Genomic DNA, 14,229 nt, shown 5'->3' on the forward strand with positions numbered 1-14,229 from the left:
GCATGCATAATAAATTTAATTCCAAAAGACATGAAATATAAGCACATTTTTGAACCGTTAGATTTAGGATTTACAACTTTAAAAAATAGAATTTTAATGGGTTCTATGCATACAGGTTTAGAAGAAGAAAAGAATGGAATAGATAAGATTGCTACTTATTATGCAGAAAGAGCAAAAGGTGGCGTAGGGTTAATTGTTACAGGAGGAATTTCACCAAATGTACAAGGTTGGACTGCACCTTTTTCTGCAAGAATGTCTACAAATAAACACGCAAAACATCATCAAAAAATAACAGAAGCAGTTCATAAAGAAGGAGGTAAGATTTGTATGCAAATTTTACATGCTGGTCGTTATGGTTATCATCCATTTAATGTTGCACCTTCAAAAATTAAATCGCCAATAACACCTTTTAAACCGTTTAAGTTAAAAGAATCAGGAATTAAAAGAACAATTCGCGATTTTGTAAACTGTGCAAAACTGTCTAAAGTTGCAGGTTATGATGGAATCGAAATTATGGGTTCAGAAGGTTATTTAATCAATCAATTTATTGCAAAAAGAACCAATAAAAGAGCTGATTCTTGGGGTGGAGAATATAAAAATAGAATGCGTTTACCAATTGAATTGGTAAAACAAACACGAGAAGCTGTTGGTAAAGAATTTATCATTATTTACAGATTATCTATGTTAGATTTGGTAGAAAATGGTTCTTCTTGGGAAGAAGTTGTTCAGCTTGGAAAAGAAATAGAAAAAGCTGGAGCAACAATAATAAATACAGGTATTGGGTGGCACGAAGCTAGAATACCAACAATTGCAACATCAGTGCCAAGAGCAGCTTTTACTTGGGTTACCAAAAAGATGAAAGAAGAACTCTCAATTCCTTTAGTAACTTCTAACAGAATCAATATGCCAGAAACTGCTGAGAAAATATTATCAGAAGGAGATGCAGATATGATCTCTATGGCACGTCCATTTTTAGCAGATCCAAAATGGGTAAATAAAGCACAACAAGAAAAAGATGATGAAATTAATACTTGTATTGGTTGTAATCAAGCATGTTTAGATCATGTTTTTCAGCAAAAAGTAGCAAGTTGTTTGGTAAATCCAAGAGCTTGTCATGAAACAGAATTAAATTATCATCCAACAGAAAATAAAAAGAAGATTGCAGTAATTGGTGCAGGTCCTGCAGGTTTAGCAGCAGCAACAATTTCAGCAGAAAGAGGACATATTGTTACTCTGTTTGATGCTGATAAAGAAATTGGAGGTCAGTTTAATATAGCGAAACAAATTCCGGGTAAAGAAGAGTTTTATGAAACTTTGCGTTACTTTAATAAACAAATACAAATATATAATGTTGCTGTTAAATTAAATACTAGAGTTTCTATTGATGATTTAAAAGATTCAGATTTTGATGAAGTTGTAATTGCTACAGGAATTAAACCAAGAGAATTAAAAATTGAAGGCATCAATCATCAGAAAGTATTGAGTTATATTGATGTTTTAAAATTGAAAAAGCCAGTAGGAAAACGTGTTGCGGTAATTGGAGCAGGAGGAATTGGTTTTGATGTTTCAGAATATTTAACTCATGAAGGTGAAGCTACTTCACAAAATATTGATGCTTGGCTAAAAGAATGGGGAATCGATAAATCGCTAGAAGCAAGAGCAGGTATTGAAAACGTAAAGCCAGAATTTGAAGCTTCACTTAGAGAAGTCTTTATGTTTAAAAGAAGTAAAGGAAAGTTTGGTGGAAACCTAGGTAAAACAACAGGTTGGATTCATAGGTCTACATTAAAAAAGAAAAAAGTTCAATTTATTGGTGAAGTTTCTTATACTAAAATTGATGATAAAGGTTTGCATTATATTCAAAATGAAGAAGCCAAAATTCTAGAAGTAGATAATGTAGTAATTTGTGCAGGTCAAGTGCCTTTTAAAGAATTATATCAACCATTATTAGACTTAGGTAAAAATGTACATGTAATTGGTGGTGCAGATTTTGCTAGCGAATTAGATGCAAAAAGAGCTATTAACCAAGGTGCTAGATTAGCAGCTAAATTGTAATTATTTTTAGTGTTATTAAACTAAAATAATTTGCAAGTTTTTTAGAATAGTTGCATCTAAACAAATAGTGTTTATCTCAAAATAATATCAATAATGAAGAATGTAATTTTTATTGTAATAACTTTTTTATCTTTTAATGTTTTTGCTCAACCTCCAGGAGGAGGTGGTAGAAGGCAACAAGGCCAATCTCCACAATCAAATCAAACACAAAAAGAAGTGAAATTTAATGCTAGTAATATGGCTGGTGTTTTTTATTACGACATAAAAGAAGTAATCAAGAAAACTAAGGTTAAAGGAGATAATAATCAGTTTTTAGTGAGTAAAGAATTGAAAAATTATAATTTTAAAGTGAAAGAGATTTCATTTTTAAATTCTAAAAAATTTACAGATTTGGATGTGGTAGTAAACTCGATTTCTAAAGGAGGTGACATGGAAGCAAGAAAAAACCTAAGAAAAAAGGTAGATGAATTAATCAAACCTGTAAGAGATGATATTCATGAAATAGAAAAAGAGTTAAATGATAATTTAGAGAAAATTTTATCAGAAAAACAATTTAAAAAATGGTTGAAATATCAAAAGAAAAAGAAAGAAAGCTTTCAACCGAAAAGACCTCAAAATAACCAGAGACAAGGCCAGAGACAAATGCAGAATGGTGGAGGAATGAGAAGACAATAAAAGATTAACTTCATAAAAATCCTACTTAAGTAGGATTTTTTGTTTCTAAGACTCATCAAAAAAAGGTTAAAAATAAAAACGCTATTTTTAGCAAAACATAAAAACTATATATGAAATTATTTACTGCTCAAGAAATTACAACACTGATTAATGGTGAACTTATTGGAAATTGTAACGATCAAATAAATGCACCAGAACAAATTGAAAAAGCAGTAAAAGGCAATATTACTTTTATAGGAAATTCAAAATACGCAAAGTTATGGGAGAATTCTCAAGCAAGTATTGCTATTGTGTATGAAGGCATAAAAATAACTCCAGAAGAGAATAAAGCTTTTATAAAAGTAAAAAATCCTGATTTGGCTATGGCAATTCTTTTAGAAGCATTTGAGCCAGAATCACCTTATTTTGAAACAGAAATTCATCCAACTGCAGTAATAGATAAAACCTCAAAATTAGGAAAAGGTTGTAAAATTGGTGCAAATTCTTATATAGGTAAAAATGTAGTTTTAGGAGATAATGTAACAATTTACCCAAATGTTTCTGTTTTTGATGATACAACTATTGGAAATGAAACTGTCGTTTGGTCTGGAACAGTGATCAGAGAAAGAAGTATAATTGGAAGTCATTGTATTTTTCATACAAATGTTAGTATTGGTGCTGATGGTTTTGGATATAGACCAAGTAATGATGGCAGAGGTTTGGTTAAAATTATTCATATTGGAAATGTTGTAATTGGAAATGCAGTAGAAATTGGTGCTAATTCTTGTGTAGATCGTGGTAAGTTTAGCTCTACAATTTTGGGTGATGGTTGTAAGATTGATAATTTAGTTCAAATTGGACATAATTCTGTTTTAGGAAGATGCTGTATAATGGCAGGAAGTAGCGGTTTAGCAGGTTCTGTAACTCTTGGAGATGGAGTAATTATTGGAGGAAGTGCTTCTATAAAAGATCATGTTACTATTCATTCTGGAGCAAAAGTTGGTGCAGGATCTGGAGTTATTGCAGATGTTGCTGCTGGTAAAACAGTTGTTGGTTATCCAGCTTGTGATTCTAGAGAAAAAATGAAACAATGGGTTGCTTTACGAAAGCTTGCAAGAAATTAGTATTTAATTCATTTTATATAAAAATTTCAAATTTACGATTCAATATTTTATTTTTTTGGCATTATTACTCTCTTATGTATTAATTTAATAAGATTTTTTACCAAATAAATACGATATTTGCGAATCAAACTAACTAATTACGAATTATGGGAATGAATAAGAATACAGTGCTTGGATTGGCAACTTTAATAATGATAGTTGTAGGATTGGGACTAATAGCAATCGGTATTTTTAAATACAGAGAAGTTTCAGCATGGGGATTTGCAGCTGTTGGTGTTGGTTTTTTTGCAATTGCTTGGGTATTTAATGCCTTAAAAGGAAGAGTATAACAAAGTCTACAGCTTTCAGTAGCATTTTTTAAATTAAATACAATTATATTATAATGAGCGACGATAAGAAAGTAATCTTTTCGATGAATAAGTTGTCTAAAACTTATCAATCAACAGGAAAACAAGTTTTAAAAGATATTTATTTAAGCTTCTTCTATGGAGCAAAAATTGGTATTCTAGGTTTAAATGGATCTGGAAAATCAACTTTATTAAAAATAATTGCGGGTGTAGAAAAGAACTTTCAAGGAGATGTAACTTTTTCTCCTGGTTATAATGTAGGATATTTAGAGCAAGAACCTCAATTAGATCCAGAGAAAACAGTTTTAGAAATTGTAAAGGAAGGAGTTGCAGAAACAGTAGCAATTTTAGATGAGTACAACAAAATAAACGATATGTTTGGTCTAGAAGAAGTATATTCTGATGCAGACAAAATGGATAAATTAATGGCTCAACAAGCAGAGTTACAAGATAAAATTGATGCTGCTAATGCTTGGGAGTTAGATACCAAATTAGAAATAGCAATGGATGCTTTAAGAACTCCAGATTCTGATAAAAAAATTGGAGTACTTTCTGGAGGTGAAAAGAGACGTGTTGCATTATGTAGATTGTTATTACAAGAACCAGAAATTTTATTATTAGATGAGCCAACAAACCATTTAGATGCAGAATCTGTACATTGGTTAGAGCATCATTTAGCACAATATAAAGGAACTGTTATTGCTGTAACGCATGATAGATATTTCTTAGATAATGTTGCAGGTTGGATTTTAGAGTTAGATAGAGGAGAAGGAATTCCTTGGAAAGGAAATTACTCTTCTTGGTTAGACCAAAAATCTCAGAGAATGGCTCAAGAAAGCAAAACTGCTTCTAAACGTCAAAAAACATTAGAACGAGAGTTAGATTGGGTTCGTCAAGGAGCAAAAGGTCGTCAAACAAAGCAGAAAGCACGTTTGAAAAATTATGACAAGTTAATGAGTCAAGACCAGAAAGTAGTTGATGAAAAATTAGAAATTTACATTCCAAATGGCCCTCGTTTAGGAACAAATGTTATTGAAGCTACTGGAGTCTCTAAAGCTTATGGTGATAAATTATTATATGATAATTTAGAATTTAATCTTCCTCAAGCAGGAATTGTTGGTATTATTGGTCCAAATGGTGCTGGTAAAACAACAATTTTTAAAATGATTATGGGAGAAGAAACTCCGGATAAAGGGAGTTTTAAGGTGGGTGAAACTGCCAAAATTGCTTATGTAGATCAAGCACACTCAGATATTAACCCAGAAAAAACAATTTGGGAAAATTTTTCTGATGGACAAGATTTAGTAATGATGGGAGGAAAGCAAGTAAATTCTCGTGCTTATTTAAGTCGTTTTAATTTTTCTGGAAGTGAGCAAAACAAAAAAGTAAATACGCTTTCTGGTGGAGAAAGAAATAGATTGCATTTAGCAATGACATTGAAAGAAGAAGGAAATGTTCTTCTATTAGATGAGCCAACAAATGATTTGGATGTAAATACTTTAAGAGCGTTAGAAGAAGGTTTAGAAAACTTTGCTGGTTGTGCAGTGGTAATTTCTCATGATAGATGGTTTTTAGATAGAATTTGTACACACATTTTAGCTTTTGAAGGTAATAGTGAAGTCTACTTCTTTGAAGGTGGTTTTTCTGAATATGAAGAAAATAAAAAGAAACGTTTGGGTGGTGATTTAATGCCTAAACGAATTAAATATAGAAAGTTAATTCGATAAATAATCAGGTTGCTTTTGTTTAATTATTGTTGAGTTATGATAAAAGTCATAGTTGAGATATAGGGTAATACATACCTTTATTTCATTGTATAAAACGTACAATTTTAACAATAATTAAACAGAAGTATTATGAGAAAATATTTTTTAAATTTTGCATTTTTAATGCTATCAGCTTTAGTTTACGGACAGGCAGGGCATATTATGCAAGGAGTTGGAGCAGTTAATATGTCTATGGGTGGTGCATCAACAGCACAACCGTTAGATATTAGTGGTGCTTTACAATGGAATCCTGCAGCAATATCTGTATTCGATAATAAAATAATAGACTTTAATATTGGAGCTTTCTTTTCTTCTCCAGAATTGAGTTCTACATATGGTACTATGTCAGGTGTAACTGAAGATGATAGAGGTGTTTCTCCAATGCCAGCATTTGCTATGGTTTGGGGAAAAGAAGATAGTAAACATACTTTTGGAGTTTCAGCATTTGGAATTAGTGGTTTTGGAGTTACATTTCCAGAAAATTCTAATTATCCTCAAGATCGTATGGGAAATGGAAACCCTAATTTTGATCAAACACAACCGGTAAACCCAATTAGTTTTCCTCAAATGGCAGGAGGTTTTGGTCATTTAGAGTCTGATTATATGTTGTTACAAGTTGGTTTCACTTGGGCTTATGAAATTTCTAATAACTTTTCATTTGGTATACAGCCAACAGTTAATTATGGAGCTTTAGAATTAGCACCGAGCCCAATTTCAGCTCCAAGTCAAACACTTGGATATCCAACTACTGATAAAGCATCTGCTTTAGGTTTTGGAGCGCAATTTGGTATGTTTTATAATTCACCAGGAGGAATTAAATTAGGAGCATCATACAAAACTGGGCAATCATTTGGGGATTTAGAGTTTAAAAACACTTATTTAGATGGTTCAGTAGCACCTGAAACAACTTTTAACATGGATTACCCAGCAATATTATCATTTGGTTTAGGGTATTCTAAAGGAGATGTTGATTTTGCATTGGATTATAGACATGTTGATTATGAAAACACAGATGGTTTTGCTGAGGAAGGATGGGTAATAGCTGAAAATGGATTTCCAACAGGAGCTGTAAAGGGTTTTGGGTGGAAAAACATTAATATTCTTTCAGTTGGACTTCAGTATAAAGGAATTGAAAAACTACCTTTAAGAGTTGGTTATACGTACAGTAGTAATCCAATTGATGATGAATTGGCTTTCTTTTCAATACCTGCAACAGCAGTTATTGCAAATGCTTTTCAATTTGGTTTTAGTTATCCATTAACAGATAATTTAATGTTAAATGGTGTGTATCATTATGGAACAAGTGATGGGAAAACAGAAGGAACTTTGCTTAACCCTACTCCAGATGTTATGGGAGGTCCTTGGAATGCAACTACAAATCCACTTGGGAAAATCCCTAACAGTAAAGTTGGTTATGAAATGACAACAAGCATGATTCAGTTTGGTATTACTTATAATTTTAAAAAGTAACTAGATAAGAATCGTTAATTAACGGTTTTTTACTGATATTATATTTTAAAAAAAGCAGCTAATTTTATTAGCTGCTTTTTTAGTTTACAATAGTTTTATCGCTCTTTTCTGTGAAGATATATTTATTAATAATGTATTCTGTAATTGGATCTAATTCCTTTAAGGTTTCTGGGTGTATGCCTCTTTGTGTAAAATACTCCATTTTTCCTGATACAGATTTCCCATACCAAACTAGTGGTTTTCCATTTTTAAAAAAAGGAAATTCTTTGGAAACTTTTATTTTTTCGAACTTCTCAATATTGATATTATAAATAGAATTATCGATTGCATTTTTTATTGTACAAGCACTCTTTTCAAAATGAGTTTCTTTCCAAATAATACAAGTTTCTGAATTATTAGTATTGTATTTATTGATGAAAAACAGTAACGTAAAAGTGACTAATATTGAAACACCAATAATGGGTTTTTTATATTTTTCTAGAAAAGATTCTTCTTCAGTGTTTTTAGGAATAACTTTTTCTTCAATAATTTCTTCTTTTGATTCTTTTTTAGATTGATATACTTCAAAGTCTGTACAACCCAAATACTGAGACATAAAGTCTAAAAGATATTTATTTGGCTCTTTAACAATTACATTTTCTCTTTCTTCAACATATTTATTATATAAACGTGTTGCTTTTCTAACACTGATATAATTTTTATGAATAGAGGTAACTTCTTGCAGTTCTTCTACCCAAAAAGTTGCTTGCGCATTTTTATTCTTCTTAAGTTCCTTTTTTTCAATCTCATTAAAAAAATCAGTTACAAGTGCTTTAATCATAGTAAGTTGTTTGGTTGTCCAAAAGTAGACAATTTAGACAGACCATCGTTAAAACTGTCTAAAATTAGACAATTTATAGTTGGTTCTAAATTGTCCAAATGTTGGCTACTGCTAACTTTAAATGACTTCCGATATTTGCAGTAGAGATAATTTTCTAAAAAAAAAAAGAAGAGAATTATTACTAAAAAAGCAGAATGCTATAGTGGTGTTTTTTTGATTGGGAAAACAAGATTGTTACGCTATTTCATTCTACAATTTCCCGCTAAAGAGGCGCGCGACTCTTTTAAATTTTTATGTGTTGTGAACAACAAACAAGCTGAATTCTAAAATTCGGATAGCAACACTATTGTTTAATTTTTAAAAGAACTATTATGAAAAAAGTATTTTTAGTATTCGCAATATTACTTGCAAACAGTGTTTTTACATCTTGTACAGATTTAGATGAAAACTTAGAAAAGGAACCAGTAAAATCTGAAATATCAGCCACAGGAGGAGAAGATGGGCAATTACCAGAGGAAGAGGAAGATCCAGCTAATGGAGGTTAATATTATTGAATTTTTATAGTACTTTAGAGGAATGAAACTAGTAAAAGTTACATTCCTCTTTTTATTTCTATTATGTTTTTCTTCCTGTGAAAATAATAAAAAGAACTTATTAGAAAATAATATTTTAGATAGCTTGTATACAATATCAATAAAGAAAGATTATAGTTATAGAAAGCGTTTAGAATTATCAAAGAAAATAATAAGAGAAGAAAAAGTAAATGACTCTGTAAGGTATTTGATTCTTAATAATTTAAGTTTTTTATATAATAAATTAGGTTATGTAGATAGTGCTATTTTTTGTACAAAAAAAATGTTCTATTTGGATTTTTTAAATAAAAAAGAAGGCTTAAAAGGAAAAATTTTCTATAAGTTAGGATATTATAATTACAGGAAAAATTTAAAAGATAGTTCATATTACTATTACATAAGTTCAAAAAATGAATTTTTAAAGATAAATGATAGTATAAATATTGCAAATAGATATAGAAATATTGCAATTATTGAATCTGATTTTGGAGATTATACAAACAGCGATATTTCTGCTGTTAATGGGTTGAAATATTTGAATGGTAAACAAGATAAATCAATAATTTCACTTTATAATTGTTTGGCAATAAATTCAAAAAAACAACAACTTTATAATCAAGCAATTTATAATTATAAAAAAACATTGTCATATTCATTAACTGAAAATCAAAAAAATACTATTCAGAATAATATTTCAAATGTTTATAAAGAACAAAAAGATTATTCAAAATCAATTTCAACTCTAGAAAACTTATTAAAAGATACAATTACTAATCTAAAAACAAAAGCAAGAATTATCGATAATTTAGCTCATATAAAATGGTTGCAAAACTCAAATAAAAAAGTTTTAAAAGATTTATTATTAGCAAAATCAATCAGAATAAATGAAAATGATACTAACGGACTGATTGCAAGTTACGGTCATTTATCTGAATATTTTTTTAAAAAGGATAAAAGTAAATCATTGTTTTATGCAAATAAAATGTATGTAATATCAAAACAAGAAAAAAGCCCTCAAGATCAAATAGAAGCAATCGATAAAATTGTTGCACTTCAAACATCACAAAAATCTATTAAGTATTATAAAGAAAGTATTCGTTTAAGAGATAGTTTAAAAGAAGCAGAAACAAAGAGGCAGTACAAGTTTGCTAAAATTAAATACAATTACGAAGAAGAAGAAAAGCAAAAATTAAAATTTAAAACATTGGCCACTGAAAATAAGTTAATTGCAGAGCAAGAAAATAATCAGAAGAAAAATGTTTTAATTATAGGTATTCTACTAACATCTGGTTTGTTGTTTTTAATATATAGAAGAAAGCAGCAACATAAAAAACAAATTTTACAGGAGAATTATAATACTGAAACAAGAATAGCCAGGAGGTTACATGACGAGTTAGGCAATGGAATTTATAATGCAATTATAAAAGTTCAGAACCCAAAGTTTGAAAATGAAGAAATTATAAATGATCTCGATAAAATATATTTGAAAACCCGTGCAATTTCTCATGAAAACGACGCTATTGAAACCGGTATCGACTTTGAAAACTATTTTAAAGACTTAGTGTCAAGTTATAATTCAGTTACTTGTAAGATCATTTTAAAAGATTTATCTTCTTTAGATTTAAATAATTTAAACAAAGACAAGCAGATTGTAATCTATAGAGTTTTTAATGAATTATTTGTAAACATGAAAAAGCATAGTAAAGCGAGTTTAGTCGTTTTATCTTGTAAGAAAAAAAATAAAAGTTTAGAAATAATCTATGTTGATAACGGTGTAGGATTTAAAGAAAATACAATTGTTTTTAAAAACGGACTTAAAAATATGGAAACCCGTATAAAAACTATTAATGGAACAATTAATTTTGAAAATAAGCCAGATAAAGGTTTAAAAGTAAGTATCCATTTTAAAAAGTAAACGATGTTTCAAAAAGTTTTAATTGCAGAAGATTTTGATATTATAAATAGTGGGTTGAAAGCTGCTTTAGAAGAAATGAATATTTCTAAGATTGCACATGTTTCTTATTGTGATGAAGCGTTATTAAAATTAAAAAAAGGAAAGTTAGAAGGTGCTGAATATGATTTATTAATTTCAGACTTGTCTTTTGTAAAAGATCATCATCACCAAGAACTAACTTCTGGTGATGTTTTAATTGCAAAAGTTAGAGAAGAGTTTCCAAACCTAAAAATTATTGTTTTTTCTGTAGAAGACAAATCATTTAGAATTCAGCATTTATATAAAACCCTAAAAATTAATGCCTACGTTTGGAAGAATAGAAACGGGCAAAAAGAACTAAAAAAGGCAATACAGCATATTTATTCTAACGAAGAATTTTATATTTCAGAAGAATTAAGTTCTGCAATTCACCCTAAAAAAGCGATTGAAATTACTGAATACGATATTTTTTTAATTGAAGCGCTATCTAAAGGACTTTTACAAGAAGCAATTAGTGAAAAGTTAAAAGAAAAAGAACTATCACCTTCTAGTGTTAGTGCAGTAGAAAAAAGATTAAAATTTTTAAAAGAACATTTTGATGCTAATAATCCTACACATTTAGTTGCTATTGCTAAAGATTTTGGGTTGATTTAAAAACATTTTAAGTATAAATTATTCAGACTACGGAAACCCGTAGTCTTTTTTTGTTTTAGAGAATTAGTTTTGAAAATAATTTAAAACAAAATAATATGTCAAACTATGATTTAATTAGACAAGCCATTTTAGATAGAGAATGTATAACTTGTTCTTATAATGGTTATGTAAGAAAAATGACACCACACGTGATTGGAACAAAAAATGGAAATAAGCAAGCGTTATTTTATCAATATGGAGGTAACTCTAGTTCTGGATTAAGTTCAAACCCTTTTAAAAATTGGAGATGTATTGAAATAAGTAAAATTAAAGATTTAAAACTTAATTCAGATTTATTTCAAACAGCAAATAATCATTCAAAAAAACAAACTTGCGTTGATAATATTGATGTAGAAGTAAATTGTTAAAGTTCAAATTATGGAATATAAAGTAATACCATTTGTACCGTCAATAAATAGAAATAAAGAAAACTCTACAGAAGTCGCTTTACAATTAGAAGATATTATTAAACATCATTCTAATCAAGGTTGGTGTTATGTTCGTTTAGAGAGTGTAGAAACGTTTATTCAACCAGATGCAGGTTGTTTTGGTTTAGGAGCAAAACCTGGTTATACAACTTCAAGACAAATGATTGTTTTTAGTAAAACAAAGTGAGACTAATTTTAATTTACTTTATTAAATTCTATTGGGTTTTAAAATCAAAAGAAAAACCTCCCTGTTGTATTTTTAGAAAATCTTGTTCTCATTATGTATATGATAAAACGTATAAAGAAGGATTTATATCAGGGTTAAAAGCATTAAAATTTAGAATTAGTAACTGTAAATATGGTTTTGAGTTATTTATTAATCCCATTAATAAAAAAACTTATATGATTCTTCCTAATAAAGAAATAATTAATGAAGGGGAAATTGCTAAAAGACTATTAGAATAGTCAATAACCTTACGAATTTTCGTAAGGTTTTGTTTTTAAAGAATAAATTATGAAGTATTTTTTATTTTTAGTTATATTTTTTCTGAGCTTTATTATAAAGGCTCAGAATGTTTATAAAACTCCATCAGGAAAAAAATACCATTTGTCTTCATGCAGAATGGTTAAAAATGTTTCAAAAAAGTTATTAGGTAAAAATGATATTTCAAAATATAGCTTAACTCCATGTAAAATTTGTAAACCGCCTGTTTTTAAAGATTTAGTAAAAACTAATAATTTTACAAATAAAGCTATTGGCTCTTCTAAATCTGTTAGATGCAAAGGCATTACAAAAAAAGGAACAATATGTAAGCATTTTACCAAAATAGCAAATGGCTATTGTTACCAACATACAAGTCAAGATAAAAAAAAGAGTGTTAGAAAAACTTATTTTTCTTCTTCAAAAAATACTACAACTCTTTGTGGCGCAAGAACTAAATCTGGTAAGCCGTGTAAGCGAAAAGTAAAAGGTGGAGATTTTTGTTATCAGCATAAATAAATCAAATAATTTTAGTTCTTACTGATTTCCGTAAAGTTTTGTTTAATAGAGGAGGTATTTTTGGTTAAATATTAATTTAAAAATAAAAAAGATGAGTTACCCAAAATTTGTAATTAGAAAAAGTAGTAATAATAAGTATTATTTCAATCTGTATGCTACTAACTTTAAAGTTATTGCAACTAGTGAAATGTATGAAACTAAAAGTGGATGTAAAAATGGAATTGAGTCTGTTAAAGAAAATGCTTCAAAAGCAGGAGTAGATGAAGATTTGTAACTACATTTTTTTAAGCCTTACGGAAACCCGTAAGGTTTTGTTTTTTATAGAGTTTACTTTTGAATTAATATTAATTTAAAACTTAAAATTATGGCAGTAGAACATACAGAACACAATGGAAAAGTACATAAAGGGTTTAAAGGTGGAAATACAGGTTGTGGAATAGACACAACTGAAAAACCTACACACTGGAAAAATACTTATAAATCAATTTCTTGTAATAAAGATGGTTGTAAAAATTAAGTAATATGAAAAAGCTAACCATCATTTTTATATTTCTAATTAGTGTTTCAAGTTTTATCTCTTGTGAATCAGAAGAAGATAAAGAATGGACATGTGGAACTCATAATGGAAAAACATTATATACAGGTCCAGAAGGAGGTTGTTATTATTACAATAGTAATAATAACAAAACGTATGTAGATAGATCTGAATGTAATAATTGTTAATTATGGGGTTCAGATATCAAAAAAGAATAAAACTAGGAAAAGGTTTTGGGTTGAATCTCAGTAAATCTGGAATTTCATCAAGCTTAAGAACCAAAAAAGGAACAATTGGTACAAAAGGGTTTTCTGTAAGAACTGGTATTCCTGGGTTAACGTTTAGAAAAACGTTTTCTAAATCTTCTGGTGGTTGTTTAGGTTTTTTTTTATTACTACTCACTTTCAGTATTTCAATATTCACATTAATTAAATAATTATGATTTCAACCGAATTAAAAAGTCATTTTCTAAGATTGTATCAAATGGCATTTTCTGATGATAATTTTGATGTTTTAGAAATGCAAATGCTTTATAAGTTTGCAGAAGAAAGAGAAATATCAAAAGAACAATTGAACGAAATTTTATTAAACCCTTTTCATGATTCTTCAATACCAGAATCATTAGAATTAAGAGTTGAATATTTATATGATTTAGCTGTAATGATTTGGGCAGACAAAGAAGTTACAGAAGATGAATACACAACACTAAAAAAGTATTGTAAAAAATTTGAGTTTTTAGATGAAAACATTACTCAATTAGCAGACTACTTATTGGATTCGGCTAAAAAAAATATCAGTAAAGAAGAAATTATTAAAAGTGTAAATTCATAAA

19 protein-coding genes are annotated in these 14,229 nt (G+C 28.9%); 18 read left to right on the forward strand and 1 reads right to left on the reverse strand.

The genetic code is table 11. From position 1 onward, the window contains the following. Nucleotides 1-30 precede the first annotated feature (30 nt). From PHEL85_RS13370 to PHEL85_RS13395, 6 genes are all read left to right on the forward strand, one after another. A complete protein-coding gene (locus PHEL85_RS13370) occupies nucleotides 31-2,055 on the forward strand; it encodes an NADPH-dependent 2,4-dienoyl-CoA reductase (RefSeq protein WP_036825835.1) in 2,025 nt (674 codons plus the stop codon). A 93-nt stretch (nucleotides 2,056-2,148) separates the two neighbouring features. Further along, nucleotides 2,149-2,730 carry a hypothetical protein gene (locus PHEL85_RS17425; RefSeq protein WP_052108571.1) on the forward strand — a complete coding sequence of 194 codons (582 nt, stop codon included), beginning with the start codon at nucleotides 2,149-2,151 and terminating at the stop codon, nucleotides 2,728-2,730. A 110-nt stretch (nucleotides 2,731-2,840) separates the two neighbouring features. Beyond that, nucleotides 2,841-3,833 (forward strand): UDP-3-O-(3-hydroxymyristoyl)glucosamine N-acyltransferase, encoded by a 993-nt coding sequence (gene lpxD, locus PHEL85_RS13380; RefSeq protein WP_036825838.1) that lies wholly within the window; start codon nucleotides 2,841-2,843, stop codon nucleotides 3,831-3,833. Between the two features lie 146 nt (nucleotides 3,834-3,979). Further along, nucleotides 3,980-4,162, forward strand: a complete 183-nt coding sequence (locus tag PHEL85_RS13385) for a CAL67264 family membrane protein (RefSeq protein WP_036825843.1) — start codon at nucleotides 3,980-3,982, stop codon at nucleotides 4,160-4,162. Between the two features lie 53 nt (nucleotides 4,163-4,215). After that, the gene (ettA, locus tag PHEL85_RS13390) at nucleotides 4,216-5,907 is read left to right on the forward strand and encodes an energy-dependent translational throttle protein EttA (protein ID WP_036825846.1); all 1,692 of its coding nucleotides are present in this window, start codon (nucleotides 4,216-4,218) and stop codon (nucleotides 5,905-5,907) included. 129 nt (nucleotides 5,908-6,036) lie between these two features. Continuing rightward, nucleotides 6,037-7,416: an OmpP1/FadL family transporter gene (locus PHEL85_RS13395; RefSeq protein ID WP_036825851.1), complete on the forward strand. Its 1,380-nt coding sequence runs from the start codon at nucleotides 6,037-6,039 to the stop codon at nucleotides 7,414-7,416. 79 nt (nucleotides 7,417-7,495) lie between these two features. Here PHEL85_RS13395 and PHEL85_RS13400 read toward each other — a convergent pair whose 3' ends face one another. Beyond that, nucleotides 7,496-8,236 carry a hypothetical protein gene (locus tag PHEL85_RS13400; RefSeq protein WP_036825853.1) on the reverse strand — a complete coding sequence of 247 codons (741 nt, stop codon included), beginning with the start codon at nucleotides 8,234-8,236 and terminating at the stop codon, nucleotides 7,496-7,498. Nucleotides 8,237-8,607: 371 nt separating this feature from the next. Between PHEL85_RS13400 and PHEL85_RS17790 the strand changes: the two genes are divergently transcribed. From PHEL85_RS17790 to PHEL85_RS13450, 12 genes are all read left to right on the forward strand, one after another. Continuing rightward, nucleotides 8,608-8,781 carry a hypothetical protein gene (locus tag PHEL85_RS17790; RefSeq protein WP_156109214.1) on the forward strand — a complete coding sequence of 58 codons (174 nt, stop codon included), beginning with the start codon at nucleotides 8,608-8,610 and terminating at the stop codon, nucleotides 8,779-8,781. Nucleotides 8,782-8,812: 31 nt separating this feature from the next. Then, nucleotides 8,813-10,723, forward strand: a complete 1,911-nt coding sequence (locus tag PHEL85_RS13405) for a sensor histidine kinase (protein WP_036825858.1) — start codon at nucleotides 8,813-8,815, stop codon at nucleotides 10,721-10,723. A 3-nt stretch (nucleotides 10,724-10,726) separates the two neighbouring features. Next, on the forward strand, nucleotides 10,727-11,395 hold the full coding sequence (locus PHEL85_RS13410) for a response regulator (RefSeq protein ID WP_036825865.1): 669 nt from the start codon (nucleotides 10,727-10,729) through the stop codon (nucleotides 11,393-11,395). Nucleotides 11,396-11,490: 95 nt separating this feature from the next. Continuing rightward, nucleotides 11,491-11,802: a hypothetical protein gene (locus tag PHEL85_RS13415; RefSeq protein ID WP_036825869.1), complete on the forward strand. Its 312-nt coding sequence runs from the start codon at nucleotides 11,491-11,493 to the stop codon at nucleotides 11,800-11,802. A 10-nt stretch (nucleotides 11,803-11,812) separates the two neighbouring features. After that, entirely contained in the window at nucleotides 11,813-12,049 is a 237-nt protein-coding gene (locus tag PHEL85_RS13420; protein ID WP_036825871.1) for a hypothetical protein, read from the forward strand. Further along, on the forward strand, nucleotides 12,046-12,327 hold the full coding sequence (gene yidD, locus PHEL85_RS13425) for a membrane protein insertion efficiency factor YidD (RefSeq protein WP_036825873.1): 282 nt from the start codon (nucleotides 12,046-12,048) through the stop codon (nucleotides 12,325-12,327). The genes PHEL85_RS13420 and yidD overlap by 4 nt, the downstream gene beginning before the upstream one ends. 49 nt (nucleotides 12,328-12,376) lie before the next feature. Then, nucleotides 12,377-12,862, forward strand: coding sequence for a DUF5763 domain-containing protein (locus tag PHEL85_RS13430; protein ID WP_156109216.1), 486 nt, complete (start codon nucleotides 12,377-12,379; stop codon nucleotides 12,860-12,862). A gap of 91 nt (nucleotides 12,863-12,953) precedes the next feature. After that, nucleotides 12,954-13,136, forward strand: a complete 183-nt coding sequence (locus PHEL85_RS13435) for a YegP family protein (protein WP_036825879.1) — start codon at nucleotides 12,954-12,956, stop codon at nucleotides 13,134-13,136. 90 nt (nucleotides 13,137-13,226) lie between these two features. Further along, complete coding sequence (locus tag PHEL85_RS18010; RefSeq protein ID WP_200882358.1) at nucleotides 13,227-13,379, forward strand: hypothetical protein; 153 nt, start codon at nucleotides 13,227-13,229, stop codon at nucleotides 13,377-13,379. Between the two features lie 5 nt (nucleotides 13,380-13,384). Beyond that, nucleotides 13,385-13,585 (forward strand): hypothetical protein, encoded by a 201-nt coding sequence (locus PHEL85_RS13440; protein WP_036825882.1) that lies wholly within the window; start codon nucleotides 13,385-13,387, stop codon nucleotides 13,583-13,585. A 2-nt stretch (nucleotides 13,586-13,587) separates the two neighbouring features. Next, nucleotides 13,588-13,833 (forward strand): DUF4236 domain-containing protein, encoded by a 246-nt coding sequence (locus PHEL85_RS13445; protein ID WP_036825885.1) that lies wholly within the window; start codon nucleotides 13,588-13,590, stop codon nucleotides 13,831-13,833. A 2-nt stretch (nucleotides 13,834-13,835) separates the two neighbouring features. Next, on the forward strand, nucleotides 13,836-14,228 hold the full coding sequence (locus PHEL85_RS13450) for a hypothetical protein (protein ID WP_036825888.1): 393 nt from the start codon (nucleotides 13,836-13,838) through the stop codon (nucleotides 14,226-14,228). Nucleotide 14,229 lies beyond the last annotated feature (1 nt).

Source organism: Polaribacter sp. Hel1_85, assembly GCF_000766795.1.
GTDB lineage: Bacteria > Bacteroidota > Bacteroidia > Flavobacteriales > Flavobacteriaceae > Polaribacter.

Excerpts from the sequence above, each read along its gene's own strand:
- ettA (WP_036825846.1), top strand. The coding sequence starts at position 4,216 with ATGAGCGACGATAAGAAAGTAATCTTTTCGATGAATAAGTTGTCTAAA.
- PHEL85_RS17790 (WP_156109214.1), top strand. The coding sequence starts at position 8,608 with ATGAAAAAAGTATTTTTAGTATTCGCAATATTACTTGCAAACAGTGTT.
- PHEL85_RS13410 (WP_036825865.1), top strand. The coding sequence starts at position 10,727 with ATGTTTCAAAAAGTTTTAATTGCAGAAGATTTTGATATTATAAATAGT.
- PHEL85_RS17425 (WP_052108571.1), top strand. The coding sequence starts at position 2,149 with ATGAAGAATGTAATTTTTATTGTAATAACTTTTTTATCTTTTAATGTT.
- PHEL85_RS13450 (WP_036825888.1), top strand. The coding sequence starts at position 13,836 with ATGATTTCAACCGAATTAAAAAGTCATTTTCTAAGATTGTATCAAATG.
- PHEL85_RS18010 (WP_200882358.1), top strand. The coding sequence starts at position 13,227 with ATGGCAGTAGAACATACAGAACACAATGGAAAAGTACATAAAGGGTTT.
- lpxD (WP_036825838.1), top strand. The coding sequence starts at position 2,841 with ATGAAATTATTTACTGCTCAAGAAATTACAACACTGATTAATGGTGAA.
- PHEL85_RS13415 (WP_036825869.1), top strand. The coding sequence starts at position 11,491 with ATGTCAAACTATGATTTAATTAGACAAGCCATTTTAGATAGAGAATGT.
- PHEL85_RS13395 (WP_036825851.1), top strand. The coding sequence starts at position 6,037 with ATGAGAAAATATTTTTTAAATTTTGCATTTTTAATGCTATCAGCTTTA.
- PHEL85_RS13445 (WP_036825885.1), top strand. The coding sequence starts at position 13,588 with ATGGGGTTCAGATATCAAAAAAGAATAAAACTAGGAAAAGGTTTTGGG.
- PHEL85_RS13370 (WP_036825835.1), top strand. The coding sequence starts at position 31 with ATGAAATATAAGCACATTTTTGAACCGTTAGATTTAGGATTTACAACT.
- PHEL85_RS13400 (WP_036825853.1), bottom strand. The coding sequence starts at position 8,236 with ATGATTAAAGCACTTGTAACTGATTTTTTTAATGAGATTGAAAAAAAG.
- PHEL85_RS13385 (WP_036825843.1), top strand. The coding sequence starts at position 3,980 with ATGGGAATGAATAAGAATACAGTGCTTGGATTGGCAACTTTAATAATG.
- PHEL85_RS13420 (WP_036825871.1), top strand. The coding sequence starts at position 11,813 with ATGGAATATAAAGTAATACCATTTGTACCGTCAATAAATAGAAATAAA.
- PHEL85_RS13405 (WP_036825858.1), top strand. The coding sequence starts at position 8,813 with ATGAAACTAGTAAAAGTTACATTCCTCTTTTTATTTCTATTATGTTTT.
- PHEL85_RS13435 (WP_036825879.1), top strand. The coding sequence starts at position 12,954 with ATGAGTTACCCAAAATTTGTAATTAGAAAAAGTAGTAATAATAAGTAT.
- PHEL85_RS13430 (WP_156109216.1), top strand. The coding sequence starts at position 12,377 with ATGAAGTATTTTTTATTTTTAGTTATATTTTTTCTGAGCTTTATTATA.
- PHEL85_RS13440 (WP_036825882.1), top strand. The coding sequence starts at position 13,385 with ATGAAAAAGCTAACCATCATTTTTATATTTCTAATTAGTGTTTCAAGT.